A 16,166-nucleotide genomic window follows, 5' to 3' on the forward strand; every position below is an offset into this window, starting at 1 on the left:
AAAAAAATAGCAAAAGCAGCTCGTTCATCTGATGACAAACGAGCTGCTTTAACTATTTTCGCTGCAATATTAAGTTCTAGTTTTAACGGCTAAACCACTGAACGATATCGGCCCTACAACATCGACTCTTGTATTTGCCGTTGTATTTTCGGCGGTAACCGTGTACACATGGGAACCCGATCTTACATTTCGATCTTCCGCTTGGAACGTCACAACATAGTTTTGTTCAGAGCCAACGGATTCAATGCCTTGCAGTGTATTGAAAATCTCTCTTCCATCTCGGAAGACTCTAAACAGAACTTGTGCAATCCCTGTGACACCCCGAACGCCTACGGTTGCTACTAAATCTACCCTATTAGGTTGAGCGTTCGCCGGAATCCGTAACGTGATCGAAGCAAGCCGGGATCTTGCCGGTGAACGCCGAATCGTAAAAGCGTTTGTCAGACTGAATCTGCGGCGCGGCTGAGAGGTGGCTTTATCGAGAATACGTGCCAATCATATCAACTCCTTTGGTTTGATAGTTCTACGATATGTTGAACAATGAGAGAACGATTGGACGATGAATATGGAGATTTTAAGTTGATGCCAATATATAGGTATATTCCTTGCCTCCTTATCTTCCGGATTTATGGATCACCCTCCGCTGGACTCGTTGACTGCCGCATAGGTACATATTCATATAAATAGGAGGAGCTGCGGTAATTTGCAGTGTATTGGTAACTTTTAGAAAAATATTACCAGCAAGACCTATTTTGAAAACCGCTGTCGGCACATCGGATTTAAAATTTTATAGACGAAAAGAATCATTTTTCCGGGAAATTTGATGAAATGGATGTACGCAGTGTGCGGTCTAGTATACGATCAAACGGAGCTTTTGGCTGATTCCATAAATAAAGTCGAATGAAATGATAACGGAGGGATAGCAATGAAAATATCGAAGTCGATGATCGCAAAGATAATACTTGGGGGCGTCTGCTTGGTAGGCATCGGATGCACCGACCGAACATTGAGCTCGGCAGATGGCGTGTTGGATCAAACGAAACAGAACGGCAGCGAAATCGTCGTTCCGCATAATGAGCGCTTGTTTTTGTCCACCGACAAGAAGTGGATTAATGAGGAAGGGCATCAGTCCGACCTGATCCGGCTGCAGTGGACGGCCGATCGCGCCAAACCCGCGATTGCCTGGGCCGACGAAAACGGGAAGGATAAGACCGCCATCATCTCCCACGACAAAGCGAATAATCCCGAGCAGCACGACCATAAACACCTCTCGTTTGAGACGACGATGTCGCCGGACGGTCAATATGCGGACCAGCTGTTCACGCGGCTGGAAATTCCCTACGACATGGACGTCAGCGAAATCCGCACCCAATCATCCAATTTTAATGTGATGAACGGCATCCTGCGGGTTGCGGGCGAAACCGGGTCGAACCGGGACCTCCAGTTCAGCGTTGCCGGCGAAGACAACAAAACGACGCCGAGATGGGCCGTTCGGGCGGACAGCACGAAAGAGAAGGGCGGCAACACAGGGTCCGACCTCCAATTCGTCCGCTATGGCGACGACGGCGAAGTGGTCGATTCCCCGCTGACCATGCAGCGGAGCGACGGCAATGTCGGAATCGGCACCGATGAACCGGACACCAAGCTGGATGTAAACGGAGACAAGCTCCGCATCCGTGAGAAGCATACGCCGAAATCATCCACCGAGCCCTGCAGTCAGGGACAAATGGCCTGGGACGACCAGTACGTATACGTGTGCGTTGCCCAAGACAACTGGAAGCGGACGGAACTCTCGTCCTGGTAAGGACTGCTCTCCCCGGCGGATGCTGGATACCCCGGCAGCATATGCTGTTGGGGGCAGTGGGGCTGTGTGATGCACGTCCCGGGCTGGGAGGGTGTTATCTTCAAATCCTACATGCTACGATTGGGATATAAAAAAATATACATAAGGCTCCCGTAGAGGAGCCCTTTTTGGAGAGGAGGAATCGGGATGCTGCTTTCTTTGGATATCGGCACGACTCATATCAAAGCAGGGGTGTTCGGGAACGATGGCTCGGAAATGGCCGTCGTCTCGGCACCGAACCCGAAGGCGCAAGGCCCCTCCGGTACCACTGTCTATGACCCGGATGTGCTGTGGGAGACCGCGGCCGGTCTGATCCAGCAGGCGGTAGAGCGTCTTGGAGAGCGGGACGAAGCGATCGATGCCGTCGGGATTACGAGCATGGCGGAGAGCGGCCTGCTGCTGAATCCAGCGGATGGGAGAGCGCGCACTCCGATGCTGCCCTGGTTCGAAACCTGCTCGGCACCGCAGGCGGAGCGGATCAGGCAGGAGGTGGATGAACGGGAGCTCTTCCGCATGACCGGACTGCGCCCGTCGTTCAAACACGGCCTGCCGAAGCTGCTGTGGCTGCGGGAAGCGTACCCGGACGCCTTGGACGGCAGCGTATGGTTGTCCGCCGCGTCATACATCGCTTACCGGCTGACCGGCAGGATCGCCGAGGATGAGACGCTGGCGGCCAGAACTTACGCATACCGGATTGACAGCCGCGCCTGGAATGAGCCGCTGATCCGCAGCTTCGGGCTGGATCCGCAGCTGTTTCCGCCCATTCACCCGGCGGGAACGCCAGTGGGCACGGTACTGCCGGCCATGGACGGCCTCGGCCTCGGCAATGCGCCGGTCATCCTGGCTGGACATGACCATGTGTGCGCCTCGCTGGCCTGCCCGGACGGCCCGGACAGCACGTACAATTCGATGGGGACCGCCGAAACGCTGGTCGGGACGTTCCTCCTGCGTCCCCTGGGGGATGCCGACGATGCATCGGGCTTGTCTTTCGGCATTCATCCGGTGCCGGGCCGCATGTACTGGATGGGAGGACATTCTTCGTCCGGCGGTTCGGTAGAGTGGGCCCGCGAAGCCTTATCGGATGCCGGCATGTCCTACCCGGATATGATGCGGCTGCTGGATGAGGCGGGCGGGCAGCCCACCGGCATTTTGTATTATCCGTATTTGACCGGAAGCGGCGCCCCGCATCCCGAGCCCGGTGCCCGGGCCGCATTCATCGGCTTGGACGCCAAGCATAAGAAGGGGGACCTGATCCGGGCAGTGCTGGAAGGAAACGCCTATCAGCTGGAGCTGCTGCGGGAGCGCGCCGAACGGGTCGGCGGCAGTCCAATCCGTCGGATGCACGTGGTCGGCGGCGGAGCCCGGAACAGCCACTGGCTGCAGATCAAGGCCGACGTCTCAGGCGTCCGCCTGACCATGACCGGCGCAGCGGAGGCCTCTCTGCTCGGGGCTGCCCTGGCCGCCGCCGTCGGGGCCGGCCTGTACCCGTCCTTCCGCGAAGCGGCTGCTGCCGTAACCTACCCCGAGGCGAAGGTGTACGAACCTGATCCGGAACGCCATCTGATGTACCGGAAGCTGTACGAGCAAGGCTTTCTCGGCCTGCTCCAGCCCTTGCTGTCCTATTACAAAAGCAGCTCCTGACCGAAATCAGGAGCTGCTTTTTTATAAACTAACGTCTTATTCTTTTGTAAATTCAATCGTGCTGCGCACGGTGTCAATCGGACGCACCATCTTTTCGATCTGCTCGCGTTTCGGCTCCAGGAATGGAGGCAGGGACAGCTTTTCGCCCAGCGTTTCGTAAGGCTCGTCGCCCATAAAGCCAGGGCCGTCGGTCGCCAGCTCGAACAGAATTTGCGGCGCCACCCGCGCATACAGCGACTCAAAGAAGTGACGATTCACGTAACCCGAAGTCGAGAACCCGAATTCGTCCAGGCGGGTGATCCATTGTTCCAGCACGGCGCGGTCCTCAACACGGAACGCCGCGTGATGCACCGTACCAAAGCCTTGGCGGGCTGGCGGCAGCACGGCATTATATTCCACGACGACCTGAGCCCCGTTGCCGCCTTCGCCGACTTCAAAGAGGTGGTAGGAGCCTTCCTGGCCGATTTCTTTGAACTCGAATACTTTCTCCAGCATTTCTTTGAAATAATCAAAATTGGCGATTCTCACAAAGACCGGGCCCAGGCCCGTGATGGCGTACTCCAGCGGAATTGGCCCTTTTTCCCACGGCGTTCCGGAAGGAACACCCTCGTTATGCTCGTCGGAAATGAGCTGGTACTGCTGGTCGTCGAAGTCGACGAAGGAGAGCGTCTTTTTACCAAACATCTCTTTAATGCCGTAATGCTGAACGTTCAGGCGGTCAAAGCGCTTCACCCAGTAGCTCAGTGCCGCATCGCTCGGAACGCGGAACGACGTTTTGGCGATTTCGTTGGTGCCGTGAACGCCTTTCGGAATGCCGGGAAAATCAAAGAATGTCATGTCGGTTCCCGCGCTTCCTTTGTCATCGGCAAAGAACAAATGATAAGTCTGGATGTCGTCCTGGTTTACCGTTTTTTTGACCAGGCGCATGCCCAGCACATAGGTGAAAAACTGATAGTTTTTTTCCGCGCTGCTCGTAATCGCAGTCACGTGGTGAATTCCTTTTAATCCGTTCATGATAATTCCTCCTTATAATTAAGCTTCCCTTAAAACTGTTTTTCCATGAATGAAATGGCTTGCGTCAATTCCTTGTTATAAAGAATCTTTAATTTAAGATAAATATAGCACGTTGTTGCCGATGTGTCAAACGTTTGGCGATTCATCGGCAAAAACCTAGAGATCTATGGCAAATTATCGGGATAAAGTATGGGGCCTGAACTAATCGTCCACCGGAACCCAAAATAAAAACCCGGTATCGCTGGACACCGGGTTTCACAGGCATAGATTCCTTTTGGTCATTTTTCAAGGGACATCAGGGGGCTAGTACAGCCGGCTTGAACACTTCTTCACACCATGTGCGGAAGCTGGTGTCAGAAGGCTGTGCCTTTTGTAAATCGTCGTCGTAGATGCCTTCATTTTGGGCAATGACCATATCCATGTAATCCTTGACCCAAGCCTCCGATCCAAAGCGAGATAGGGTAGCTTTATACTCAGCAATGGAAACCTGCTGAAAGCGAATCGGACGCTCGAGCACTTCAGACAAGACATGCGCCATTTCATTGGGTGTTAAAGAATCGGGGCTGACGACCGGGACACTGTCTTGACCGCTCCAGGATTCATCGAGCAGGAGTGCTGCTGCTGTCGAGGCGATATCCCGGGTTGCGCAGAGCGGGAGCACCTGATCTCCAGCCGTAGGCATATAGAACGTTCCGTGGCTTTTGATGGATTCCAGATCATGAAACATATTTTCCATAAAGTACGGCATACGCAGTGAACGATAGCTTACACCTGTGCTTTCGATGAGCGCGTCCATCTCAAACGCTGCGGTTAATATCCCGGCATTTCTGCCGAAGCCACGCCCCAAGCTGGACACGCCCACCACTCTTTTCACTCCAAGGCTCTGGATGGCTTGGCAAGCCGGTCTGGTGAAATTCAAATAGTATTCCGTGGAGTTCCCCGATTGAGGGTTCGGAGGCACCAGCCAAAGAACACTCTCTGCACCTGCGAATGCTTTCGAGACGACATCCATGTCATCGTGTGATCCCTGAAAGACTTCGACACGGTCGCGCACCCGCTGCGGCAGCCGGGAAGGGTCCCGGGCAATGACACGGATCGGCTTCCCGCTATCAACGATGCGTTCAAGGACTTGCTGGCCGATTTGACCGGTGGGAGTCGTAATAACGATCATGAACAATTCATCCTTTCATAGGTTATGGCTGGCCCAACTTATTAGAGAGAGCAACTAATTAACAGTGTTGTTTAAGCGTCATTTTCGGCTAAACTATACTGTATACATGATATTAGTTTGGTTCAGCCATGCAGGCAATCAGCAGCAAGCCGTTTTCGTTGTGTAGGCAACATCTGCACGATTTTGTTGTTTATTAGGTTATAAGTCCAAGGAGTGATAGCATGCCAGTAAACCCAAACGATCCCCGCGTCAAGCGCACGCGTCAATTATTACTGCAATCCTTTATGGAGCTGATCGAGCAAAAGAAAAATATTTACTCTATTTCCGTGCAGGACATTACCGATCGCGCGACGGTTAATCGGGCCACATTTTATGCGCATTTCGAAGATAAGTATGCTTTCCTGGAGTGTTGGATGAGGCAAAAATTCCAAAAGAAACTGGAGAGGGAATTACCTAATCATTCCATATCCAATATGAGCAGCTTGCGGTCTTTGATTCAAATCGTTTTTGATTTTCTTGCCCTTACCCGGCAATATATGATTCGTACTCCGGAGAACAGTCCGTATGAGCCGCTGTTTGAAAGCGCCATTCATAAAGAACTCTATCAACTCCTGTTCACATGGTTGAGCGAAGAAGCGAAGGCGCCGGAGGCAAAAAAAGCGGTGGAATCCACGGCTCTCCTCATAAGCTGGGGCATATTGGGGACAGCCATTCAGTGGAGCCGAGACCCTGAGCATCGCCCGGCGGAGGAGATGGTGCAGGAAATGCTGGTGGTCGTGGCGGCGGGATTGGCTCCCGTTTTGGAACAATCCTAAAAGGATGATCGTTAACGGAAGGGATGAATACGATGTTAAAAGACAGCAGCCGACCATAAAGATCAGCTGCTGTCTGTGCGCTAAGGAGGCTATGAAGATGAGAAAACGGATTCTAGCCATGCTGACGCTTGGCTTTATGGTTGGCTGCACGGCAAAGCATAATATTTTTACTGTTGAAGGAGAGATCGATACCATAAATTCAGATCTTAAAGAGATCTGCGTTAAGGGTACCTGTGTTCCAGTATCGAAGAATATTGATAAATTCAAAGTCCATGACCGCGTGATCCTCAGGCTGGAGAGCCGCTATACCAGTCAGGACGTGTATGATCCGAAACATATCAAGGTGTTAAGTGTTGAAAAGGTTGAGTAATAATAGTCATTTATAAGCGATGATCATAAACCGGTCGGCATTCGTCTGGATTCCTTTCGGCGTCTGATGTTCGGCAATAAAGCGGTGCAGCGTCTGAAAATCCGACTCCGTCTGCCCAAAGCCGGGGATGATCGGGGTGTGCTTCAGCAAAAAGATCAAGTCTTCGGCCGTCGCATAATACTCCACCGCATCGTATTGCCGGCAATCGATCTGCCGGAATCCGGCTTCCTTCAGTTCGGCGGCATACCGCTCCATAAGCGTTCCCCGCTTGGTATTCCCGGATTGGCCTCTGCCGAAAGCTTGCGCCAGATTGCGTTTGTCGCTTTCGCCGACCTGCTGGGTGAGGAACACCCCGTCATCGGCCAGCACCCTGGCGACTTCGGCCGCATTGAACTCCGAATGCCTGCAGCTGATCACCTGAAAGAATCGTTCAGGAAAATGGAGCTCGGACGCCTCCATGGGCAAGAAGCGGATGTTGGACCTGCCGGATCGTTCCCGGTTCCGGTTGGCGGTGTGAATCATGGCTTCCGAATGGTCGATGCCGATCAGAAGCAGGGCCGCATCCGTCATGCGCAGCAGAGCCTCGCCGCCTCCGGTGCCGATATCCAGTAAAATATCTCCGGCCTTACAGCGGGAGGAAACTTCGCTCCAAAAATTCCACAGGGCATCTTCAACGATCACGCTCAATCGGCTGAAATCCCAGCCGTTCATTTGGCCGACTTCATTGTAAAATTTTTTATAATCAAAAGAATCCATAGATGATTCCACCTTTCAAAAAGTAAGAGAATAGTGACGCATGCAGACGTTGCCGGTTCGTTTCCAAATGGATCAAAGGACAGACGTGTCCCTTGATAGCTGGTACGCGTTTTGACCCAGCCCGGAAATTACATACCTCGAACGAAATGCAGTGCCACGATTCGCTTCACCCCTTTGAAAGAATAGTTACATTATAAAAGGCCTTAATCCCGGAATACAAGGGCAAACGGCAATCCAATGATTGTCCTCCTATGGTTTCGTTCGTATAATGGGTAATGCTATGTTGTGGATGAAATGTAAGGGGCAAGTCTTAAGTCAAAATGAATGGATGGATAGAGCCGGGTATCGGCTTAACCATTTTCAAGGGGGAACAGCGGGTGCCGCTAGAAATTGAACGCAAATTTTTGCTGCCGGAATTCCCGGCGGCTCAGGTTAAGGAAGGAAAACTGCGGATCGTCAAGGAGCAGCTGATCGAGCAGACGTATCTTGCGCTGTATGAAGATCAGGAACTGAGGGTTCGGAAAATAACCGATGCCGTCAGCGGAGACGTAGAGTATACGCATACGTTCAAGAGGGGGTTCGGCATCGCCCGGGAAGAGGTGGAGGTATCTATCGCCGGCGGTTTGTATGACCAGATGATTCAGGCCCATGGAGCCGTCCCTTTGATCAAAAAGCGTTCTACCGCGCTGTGGGATAACCTGCAGGTGGAGATCGATGAGTACGATCAAATCCAGCTGATGGTGCTGGAAGTGGAGTTCGGCTCCGAGGAGGAGGCCGAAAGCTTCGTTCCACCAGAATGGTTCGGGAAGGACATCAGCACAGATAAGGAATACAGCAACAAGAAGGTTTGGCGTGAGCTTCAGTCCCGGCGAAGTTAGGGAATTATGGAGCTCCATTGGCCACGAGACGGATCAAGTTGGGGCCGGAATCAAGAGACCGAAAGGTCTCTTTTTTTGTCCAAGGATGTGGATGCTTCGAATACCCGGATTCCTTATAGCGCAAGAAAAGCTGCCATAGTACAACGGTTTGGCTTCCTTGAATGACGCCGATAGATGTTTTTTTATTTTGATGGTTAAAAATAAATGTTTTTTGGAGGGGGCTTTTTATTACGTTTTGGGCTCACGGCGCCGACATAAAGTATAGCGGTTGCTTTGATAGAATAAAGCGCGCGAAAAGCGGCTTGAATATAGGCTTTACCCTGCGTAAAGCCCGGGGAGCGTTGGGATGAAAAGGCAATGGATTATTTTTATCATTGGCATGCTGCTGGTGCTGTTTCTGCCGGTGTACGCCGTTTGGCAGCAGTTCGTGATGGACAGGCAGCCTACGGCGGTGGAAGGGGTGCTTGACCTCAGCAAGCTAGATCTCGGGCATCACGGAGCGATCAGCTTGAACGGGGAGTGGGAATTTTACCGGAGCCAGCTGCTGACTCCAAAGGATTTTGACCGCAGCGTCACCGTGAAGGAAGACGAGCGTCCAAGGCTGTCCGGGATGGCACGCCTGCCGGGCGCCTGGAACGATTATATTGCGGAGGAAGGGCAGCGAATGGCCGCGGGCTACGGGACGTTTCGCCTGATCGTTCAGGTCAAGCCGGGGCAAGCGCTGACGTACGGCCTGCAGACCAACAATATCCGTTCCGCCAGCCGGGTGTTCATGGGCGGTTACGAGATTGGAGCCAGCGGAAATCCTGGGCGTACCGCCGATGACGGCGTTCAGAATAACGTTCCCTTCTTGGGTTTTGCCACCCTTTCAGGCGGACGGATCGAAATTATCGTTCAGGTCGCCAATTACTTGTATACCACCGGCGGCGTATTTACGCCGATCCTGTTCGGGGAGCAGCACGCGATTATGCAGAGCAAAGAGATGTATTTGTTCGCCGACTGGATGACGATCGCCGGATTTTTTACCGCCGCCATATATTTTCTCGGATTTCAGCAAATCCGCAAGAAGGAGCCGGCCTCCCTGCATCTGGGGTTGTTTTGCCTGACGGCGATTGGTTATGTCCTGCTGCATGGGGAGAAGCTGATTGCCGGCATTTTGCCGGGCCTATCCTATGAGTGGGTCCTGAAGAGCCAGCTGATGATATCCGCGCTGATTTACTATTTTTTATTAAAGTTTGTGTCCGCTTCGGTACGCGGCGGTGTTCATCCCATCGTCATGCGTTCTTACGCGTTTCTCGGCGGGGCATCCATCGCGGTTGCGATTATTTTTCCAAGTATTTTGTTCTCAAAAATTGAACCTCTGCTGGTCGCCTTCTCAGCGTTATGCATCGCCTACATTATCGGCATCATGCTGCGGGACCTCCGTCGGCGGCGAAATTCGGGAGAATACCTGCTGACGATTCTCGGCATCATCAGCATCCTCATGGTTATTATCACCAACCTGCTCCCGTTGATCGGGGTCTACGAAGGCATGGTTTTTACTCCCGCAGAAATGTTGATCTTCGTCGTGACTCAGTCGGCCCTGCTCGCCCGGCGCTACGACCGGACGTTTAATGAAGTGGAGCAGCTGTCCCGCAGGCTCCTGACCTTGGATGGTTTGAAGGATGAGTTTATGGCGAACACCTCCCATGAGCTGCGGACACCCGTGCACGGCATGGTCAACATGGCCCAATCTTTGCTGGAAGGGGCCTCCGGGGAACTGAACCGGGAGCAGCGCGGCAATCTCAAGCTGATCATGACGACAGGGAAGCGGCTGACGCTCCTCATCAACGATATTTTGGATTTTGCCAAGCTGAAGAACGGGGAGATCGTCATGAGGCGGCAGTCCGTTGATTTGGCTTCGGTGACCGGTTCCGTGCTGGAGATCATCCGTAATCTCGCAGGGAGCAAACGAATCATGCTGGAGGAAAGCCTGCCGGAGGATCTGCCTTTCCTGCTGACGGACGAGGACCGTCTTCAGCAGATTTTGTTTAATCTCCTTGGCAATGCGGTGAAGAATACTTCCAGCGGAAGTATCCGGATTGCGGCCGGCCAACGGGGCGACGCCGTGCATATCTCAGTGGCCGACACCGGGATTGGCATTGCGGCGGATCGGCTGGAGGCTATTTTTACTCCGTTTGATCAGCTGGACATGCCGGAGGGGCACGAAGCTTCCGGCACCGGCCTTGGGCTCAGCATTACCAAAAGGCTCGTTGAGCTGAGCGGCGGCCGCATTTGGGTCGAATCACAGCTGGGACGGGGCTCAACCTTTCATTTCACCGTTCCTGCCGCCGGTCCAAGACCGAAAACGGCAGATCGCGCAGCAGCCGGCATCTCTTCGGAGCCCATCCGCGAGGAAACGGCTGCGGCGCTGGCGCTTACCGATCCGCAGATGCCTGATCACGGGGCGGAACGCGCAACCGTCCTGATGGTGGACGACGATCCCGTTAATCTTCAGGTGCTGCGCAATCTGCTGGCACTCGAGGGCTACCGGTTGATGACGGCCAGCAACGGTCAGGAAGCGCTGGAAAAGATCCAATCCGGGCAGTCGATCGATCTGGTCATTGCCGATTGGATGATGCCGGGCATGTCGGGCCTGGACCTGTGCCGAAGCGTGCGCCGGCAGTTTTCCCTGTCGGCCCTTCCGATTCTTCTTCTGACGGCCAGAAGCCTGCCGGAGGATGTCCGCATCGGGCTGTCGGCCGGGGCGAACGATTTTCTCCGCAAGCCGGTTGATGCCGAAGAGCTGCGGGCCAGGGTCAGAACCCTGCTGGAGCTGCGCAGGTCGGTCCGGAACGCCATTTCTGCGGAAATGGCCTTTCTGCAGGCCCAAATTAAGCCGCATTTTCTGTATAATGCGCTGAATACGATGATCGCCCTGCTGCCTATCGACCCGGAGAAGACGGCGGGCTTGCTTCACGAGCTCAGCCGGTACTTGCGGGGGAGCTTCGATTTCCGCAACCGGGACCAGCTGACCGTCCTTCGTCAGGAGATGGCCTTGGTTACGTCCTACTTAAACCTGGAGAAGGCCCGGTTTGAGGACCGGCTGCAGATCGACTACGACATTCAGGCGGATATGAATCGTCTGGTGCCCCCGCTCACGATCCAGCCGATCGTTGAAAATGCGGTCAGGCACGGAATCATGCGCAAGGAAGAGGGCGGCAGGGTTCGGATATCGGTGCGAGAGCTGGAAGAGCGAGTGGAAATTGCCGTCGAGGACAATGGGATTGGCATGACGCCGGAACGGATGGAAGCTGTGCGGGAAGGCAGAGCCGGGAACGGCGTAGGGCTGAAAAATATTAACGCCCGCCTGCTGACGCTTTTTGGTACGGAGCTTATGATCGACAGCGATCCGGAGCGGGGAACCGTGGTCCGGTTCCATGTGCCGAAGCAGAAGCAGGGTGACTCTCAGGTGACACAAGAGGAGGACAAGCATGAGAGCGATATTGGTCGATGACGAAAATCCGGCGCTGCTTCAGTTGGATCGGCTGATTCAAGGGGACGGGCGAATCGAGATCGCCGGCAAATTTACGCAGGTCCGGGCGGCACTGGAGCATGCCGAGGGAATTCCGGTGGACATCGCGTTTCTGGATATCGAGATGCCCGGCCTGAACGGGCTGGAGGCGGCGGAACGCCTGCACGCTATACATCCCGGTATTCAGGTGGTGTTCGTGACGGCGTACAATCAGTACGCGATTGAAGCGTTCGAGGTAAACGCGATCGACTATCTGCTGAAGCCGGTTGATCCCGAGCGGTTTGCCAAAACCGTAAGCCGGCTCGAGGCGCGTTTGGCGCCTCAGCAGGAGACGGCGGCACCTGTCCTTGTCCGGCAGGATCCCCAAGTCATTTGCTTTAAGCGGATTGAGGTATTGGATGGCACGGGGAGCGGCAGCCGGCTCAAATGGCGGACGCAGAAAGCGCAGGAGCTGTTCGCCCTGCTGGTGCATCACCGCAACCGGTGGGTCGCGAAGGACCAGATTTTAATGACCCTGTGGCCGGAACTCTCCGCCGATAAAGCGGTGACCCAGCTGCATACTTCCGTGTACCAGGTCCGCAAAATGCTGAAAGCCTGGGGACTGGGCTCCACCGTGGATTACTCCCATGAGAGCTATTGTCTGGTACAGCGGGAAGTCGAGGTGGACGTGGACCGGTTCCTGAGGGATACCGCCATGGAAGAAATCCGTGACCTGCGCGACTTGCAGCGCCTGCAGAGCGGACTGGCCCAATATCAGGGCGACTATCTTGAGGAGCATGATTACGGCTGGGCGATGTCGGCCCGCGAGGAGCTTCGGCGCCAATTCGTGCGCTCCAGCCTGCTGGCCGCCGAATATGAACAAGCCGTCGGACAGGCGCGCAAGGCGCTGGACCGGCTGCTGGGCCTGCAGAGCGTTGAGCCTTTTTCGGATGAGGTTTGCCGGAAGGTTCTGCTCAGTTACCTTCAGGCCGGCGAAACAGGCGAGGCACAGAGGCATTATGATGCGTTTGTACGGGTCTTGTCCGAGGAGCTGGACGCCGAGCCGGAGATGGAGACGATGATGCTGGCGGAGAAGTATTTTCGGATTGGATGAGAGGAGGTGGTGGCTAATCAGGCCGAAGTTTTTTGTTCAGAATCGGTTCAGAGGAATAAAGGAAAATATTCGGGAGTGAAATGACAAAATTCGATAAAACATTTGTATAAACGACAAAAAAATATTCCTGCTAAAAATAATTCGCCGTTTCGGCAATATGATGCAATTATCATGTCGGCATGTGTTGGGTAATTAAGACGATTCCAAGGAATTCTGAGTGTTCTATTACATTTTGGGACTGAGGTCGTACATGAAATGATTCGATTAAGAGAGGTCACCGAAAAAGACGGGCCGTTTTTGTTCGAGGTTTACGCGGACACGCGGGCAGAAGAAATCTCGACTTTCGGCTGGGGAGAAGCGGAGCGGAATGTTTTCTTAAAGATGCAGTATGCAGCGCAAAAGCATTCCTATCTTCATCAGTACCCCAGGGCTGTGCACCAGATCGTTATGTATAACGAGACTCCTGTGGGGCGAATGATTACGGACATGACGGAGGATGCGTATTTACTTGTCGACGTGTCGCTTCACTCCGATTTCCAAAATCAAGGAATCGGAACGTTCCTAATCCGGAACCTTCAGAATTCAGTAGAGCGGGAGCACAAGAAGGTGCGCCTTCATGTGCTGGAGCATAGCCCCGCGCGGCAGTTATATGACAGGCTTGGTTTTCGTTTGATTGGCGAGTCGTTTCCCTATATCACGATGGAGTGGCGGCATGCTGAATCAAGTTACCATATTCAAAGGAGCAATGACAAATGAGTGATCAGTACGTAGGCGAAATCCGGATGTTTGCCGGAAACTATCCACCTGTAGGCTGGGCATTTTGTGACGGTACGACGCTGCCGATCAATGGTTACGAAGCGCTGTACAGCCTGATTGGAACCACGTACGGGGGCGACGGTCAAACTAATTTTAAGCTTCCGGACCTCCGAGGGCGCCTTCCCGTTCATATGGGCAAAAACCCGCAGACACAAACAACATACAACCTTGGGCAGCAGGGAGGCACGGAAAAGGTGACCTTAACCGAGGGGCAGCTGCCGCAGCATACCCATATGCTGAACGCGCAATCGGCGCCAGGGACGTTGAGCAATCCGAGCAATGCGTTTTGGGCAAAGGGCTCCTTAAAACAATATTCCACAGCAGAGCCGGACAGCGCTATGAATGCGGCAGCGATAAGCTCTGAGGGGGGCGGACAGCCTCATAACAATATGATGCCGTTCCTGACGGTTTCATTCATCATCGCAACCGAAGGGTTGTATCCATCACAGGGTTAATGTAAGTCATATATCTACAACGGAGGTAACAATCATGGCTGAACCGTTTATCGGTGAAATTCGGATGTTTGCAATGAATTACGCCCCGGAAGGTTGGGCTCTATGCAATGGGCAGCTGCTTCCGATCCAACAGAACCAAGCTTTATATGCCATATTAGGAACTTCATTTGGGGGCGATGGGGTCAAAAATTTTGCCCTGCCGAATCTGCAAGGAAAGGTACCGGTTCAAAATGCGGCAGGGACAAGGGTTGGACAAACCGGAGGAGAAGAAACGCATACGCTGACCGTAAACGAGATGCCGCAGCATACGCATCTGGCGACGGCTGGAGCGAACGCCACTTCAGCAACCCCTGCAGGTAATGTATGGGGAGGCGGGGCTACACTGGACTTCGAAGTTCAGCCCAATGTACAGATGAGCCCGAATGCACTTGCCGCCAGCGGGCAGAACCAGCCACACAGCAACATGCAGCCTTACACCGTAGTCAACTACTGTATTGCAATAATAGGAACCTTCCCACCCCGAAATTAGCATTTTATGAGAGAGAGGTACGTTACATGGATCCCTATGTAGGAGAAATTCGATTGTTCGCCGGCAATTACGCCCCGCGCGGCTGGGCTATCTGTGACGGCAGTCTGCTGCCCATTCAAAGCAATACCTTATTGTTCTCTGTCCTTGGCGCCCAATTCGGCGGGAATGGGACAACCAATTTCGCTTTGCCGGATATGCGCGGATGCGCACCAATGCACCAAGGAGAGGGCCCAGGCCTAACGCCAAGAAGCTTCACCGGGAAGGGCGGGGATGCTACCGTAACCCTGGACATGACACAGATGCCGAATCATACGCATACCGCCAAAAGCGTTTCTACAGCGACTCTAACGACGCAGGATCCAACAGGGGCTGTGCCTGCTTATACGGGAGGCCGGGGAGGAAGTTCTATCTATTCAGCTACACCTTCCGTACAAATGAATTCGGTTGCAGTAGGGGCTCAAGGTGAAAACCAGCCGCATAACAATATGCAGCCGTATGTTATGCTCAACTTCATCATCGCATTAGAAGGGGTTTTTCCTCCAAAGCAACAATAAGCTGGTAATTAAATTGTATTTACAAGAAAAAAGTGACTCAGGAAGAGGAAAACCGATGAAAAAAAGAGCCACGATGCTCGCCGTATCCACCATGCTTTTACTTTCGCCACAAATGGCGCTCCCTCATAGTGTAAGCGCAGATGCAGGGCCTGTTTCACTTACTCCTAGTGCAGATGCGCTCTGGGATCAAACTGGTTACTATCCGGACTTGGCTGAACTTTTCGTTGGAAATAGCGATCAGGAGTTTGGTGATGAAAGGGCGGCAATCGCTTTTGATTTATCAAGTTATGCGGGAATGAATGTAGGCTCGGCGAAATTAATGATTTACATTAATCAGGTCATTGATACGGATGCGGATACCCTTTCCGTTCCAAGTATCAATCTTTATGGATTGAAGGATTCTACAAAACCAGATTCATGGGGTACCGACTACCCTGGCCTTAATAAGGACAATGATAAAGTTCAGATTTTCACCAAAGTTTTGGATCCTCAAAAAGATACTGGACCGTTGGAAATAGACGTGACTCCGTTCGTTCAAGAACAGATGCGGGAGAATCATCCGAGTCTGACATTTTTGCTAGAGGGTAACGGGAAATCGAGAATGGAGTTTACGTTTCTAACCATGGAGGCTTCTTTAAATAAGCCCCAGCTGACACTTGAGCTATCTTCGAATTCAAAGCCGCCGGTCGTATCGAACCCTTCACTTACCGTTGATGA

General features: G+C 53.2%; 15 protein-coding genes and 1 pseudogene. 12 read left to right on the top strand and 4 right to left on the bottom strand.

The window, feature by feature from the left end; all coding sequences use genetic code 11:
- Nucleotides 1-69: 69 nt before the first annotated feature.
- On the bottom strand, nt 70-495 hold the full coding sequence (locus K2F33_RS33630) for an exosporium protein C (RefSeq protein ID WP_318672441.1): 426 nt from the start codon (nt 493-495) through the stop codon (nt 70-72).
- A 430-nt stretch (nt 496-925) separates the two neighbouring features.
- Between K2F33_RS33630 and K2F33_RS12580 the strand changes: the two genes are divergently transcribed.
- Nucleotides 926-1,804 carry a hypothetical protein gene (locus K2F33_RS12580; RefSeq protein ID WP_076173776.1) on the top strand — a complete coding sequence of 293 codons (879 nt, stop codon included), beginning with the start codon at nt 926-928 and terminating at the stop codon, nt 1,802-1,804.
- A 186-nt stretch (nt 1,805-1,990) separates the two neighbouring features.
- Nucleotides 1,991-3,484, top strand: a complete 1,494-nt coding sequence (locus K2F33_RS12585) for an FGGY-family carbohydrate kinase (RefSeq protein WP_263881873.1) — start codon at nt 1,991-1,993, stop codon at nt 3,482-3,484.
- Nucleotides 3,485-3,520: 36 nt separating this feature from the next.
- On the opposite strand, the gene K2F33_RS12590 is transcribed toward K2F33_RS12585, so the two are convergent.
- Nucleotides 3,521-4,498 carry a ring-cleaving dioxygenase gene (locus K2F33_RS12590; protein WP_076173774.1) on the bottom strand — a complete coding sequence of 326 codons (978 nt, stop codon included), beginning with the start codon at nt 4,496-4,498 and terminating at the stop codon, nt 3,521-3,523.
- 295 nt (nt 4,499-4,793) lie between these two features.
- The gene (locus tag K2F33_RS12595; RefSeq protein ID WP_263881874.1) at nt 4,794-5,669 is read right to left on the bottom strand and encodes an NmrA family NAD(P)-binding protein; all 876 of its coding nucleotides are present in this window, start codon (nt 5,667-5,669) and stop codon (nt 4,794-4,796) included.
- Nucleotides 5,670-5,890: 221 nt separating this feature from the next.
- Here K2F33_RS12595 and K2F33_RS12600 point away from each other — a divergent pair, with 221 nt between their 5' ends.
- Together K2F33_RS12600 and K2F33_RS12605 are read left to right on the top strand one after the other, a co-directional pair.
- The gene (locus tag K2F33_RS12600) at nt 5,891-6,484 is read left to right on the top strand and encodes a TetR/AcrR family transcriptional regulator (RefSeq protein ID WP_076173772.1); all 594 of its coding nucleotides are present in this window, start codon (nt 5,891-5,893) and stop codon (nt 6,482-6,484) included.
- A gap of 97 nt (nt 6,485-6,581) precedes the next feature.
- Nucleotides 6,582-6,854, top strand: coding sequence for a hypothetical protein (locus K2F33_RS12605; protein ID WP_263881875.1), 273 nt, complete (start codon nt 6,582-6,584; stop codon nt 6,852-6,854).
- Nucleotides 6,855-6,860: 6 nt separating this feature from the next.
- On the opposite strand, the gene K2F33_RS12610 is transcribed toward K2F33_RS12605, so the two are convergent.
- Nucleotides 6,861-7,610: a class I SAM-dependent methyltransferase gene (locus tag K2F33_RS12610; RefSeq protein WP_263881877.1), complete on the bottom strand. Its 750-nt coding sequence runs from the start codon at nt 7,608-7,610 to the stop codon at nt 6,861-6,863.
- A 377-nt stretch (nt 7,611-7,987) separates the two neighbouring features.
- On the opposite strand from K2F33_RS12610, the gene K2F33_RS12615 reads away from it, so the two are divergent.
- From K2F33_RS12615 to K2F33_RS33715, 8 genes and pseudogenes are all read left to right on the top strand, one after another.
- Nucleotides 7,988-8,488 (top strand): CYTH domain-containing protein, encoded by a 501-nt coding sequence (locus tag K2F33_RS12615; RefSeq protein WP_212985247.1) that lies wholly within the window; start codon nt 7,988-7,990, stop codon nt 8,486-8,488.
- A gap of 346 nt (nt 8,489-8,834) precedes the next feature.
- On the top strand, nt 8,835-11,984 hold the full coding sequence (locus K2F33_RS12620) for an ATP-binding protein (RefSeq protein WP_263881878.1): 3,150 nt from the start codon (nt 8,835-8,837) through the stop codon (nt 11,982-11,984).
- Nucleotides 11,962-13,095 (top strand): response regulator, encoded by a 1,134-nt coding sequence (locus K2F33_RS12625; protein ID WP_212985245.1) that lies wholly within the window; start codon nt 11,962-11,964, stop codon nt 13,093-13,095. The genes K2F33_RS12620 and K2F33_RS12625 overlap by 23 nt, the downstream gene beginning before the upstream one ends.
- A 255-nt stretch (nt 13,096-13,350) precedes the next feature.
- Nucleotides 13,351-13,851: a GNAT family N-acetyltransferase gene (locus tag K2F33_RS12630; RefSeq protein WP_212985244.1), complete on the top strand. Its 501-nt coding sequence runs from the start codon at nt 13,351-13,353 to the stop codon at nt 13,849-13,851.
- Nucleotides 13,848-14,366, top strand: a complete 519-nt coding sequence (locus K2F33_RS12635) for a phage tail protein (RefSeq protein ID WP_145140817.1) — start codon at nt 13,848-13,850, stop codon at nt 14,364-14,366. Before K2F33_RS12630 ends, K2F33_RS12635 begins: the two co-directional genes overlap by 4 nt.
- A gap of 34 nt (nt 14,367-14,400) precedes the next feature.
- The gene (locus tag K2F33_RS12640) at nt 14,401-14,895 is read left to right on the top strand and encodes a phage tail protein (RefSeq protein WP_212985243.1); all 495 of its coding nucleotides are present in this window, start codon (nt 14,401-14,403) and stop codon (nt 14,893-14,895) included.
- Nucleotides 14,896-14,921: 26 nt separating this feature from the next.
- Nucleotides 14,922-15,449 carry a phage tail protein gene (locus K2F33_RS12645; RefSeq protein ID WP_212985242.1) on the top strand — a complete coding sequence of 176 codons (528 nt, stop codon included), beginning with the start codon at nt 14,922-14,924 and terminating at the stop codon, nt 15,447-15,449.
- A gap of 112 nt (nt 15,450-15,561) precedes the next feature.
- Nucleotides 15,562-16,095: pseudogene (locus tag K2F33_RS33715) on the top strand (DNRLRE domain-containing protein); the annotation flags it as partial.
- Between the last annotated feature and the right edge of the window lie 71 nt (nt 16,096-16,166).

The organism is Paenibacillus sp. PSB04 (genome assembly GCF_025809195.1).
GTDB classification, from domain to species: Bacteria; Bacillota; Bacilli; order Paenibacillales; family Paenibacillaceae; genus Paenibacillus_AQ; species Paenibacillus_AQ favisporus.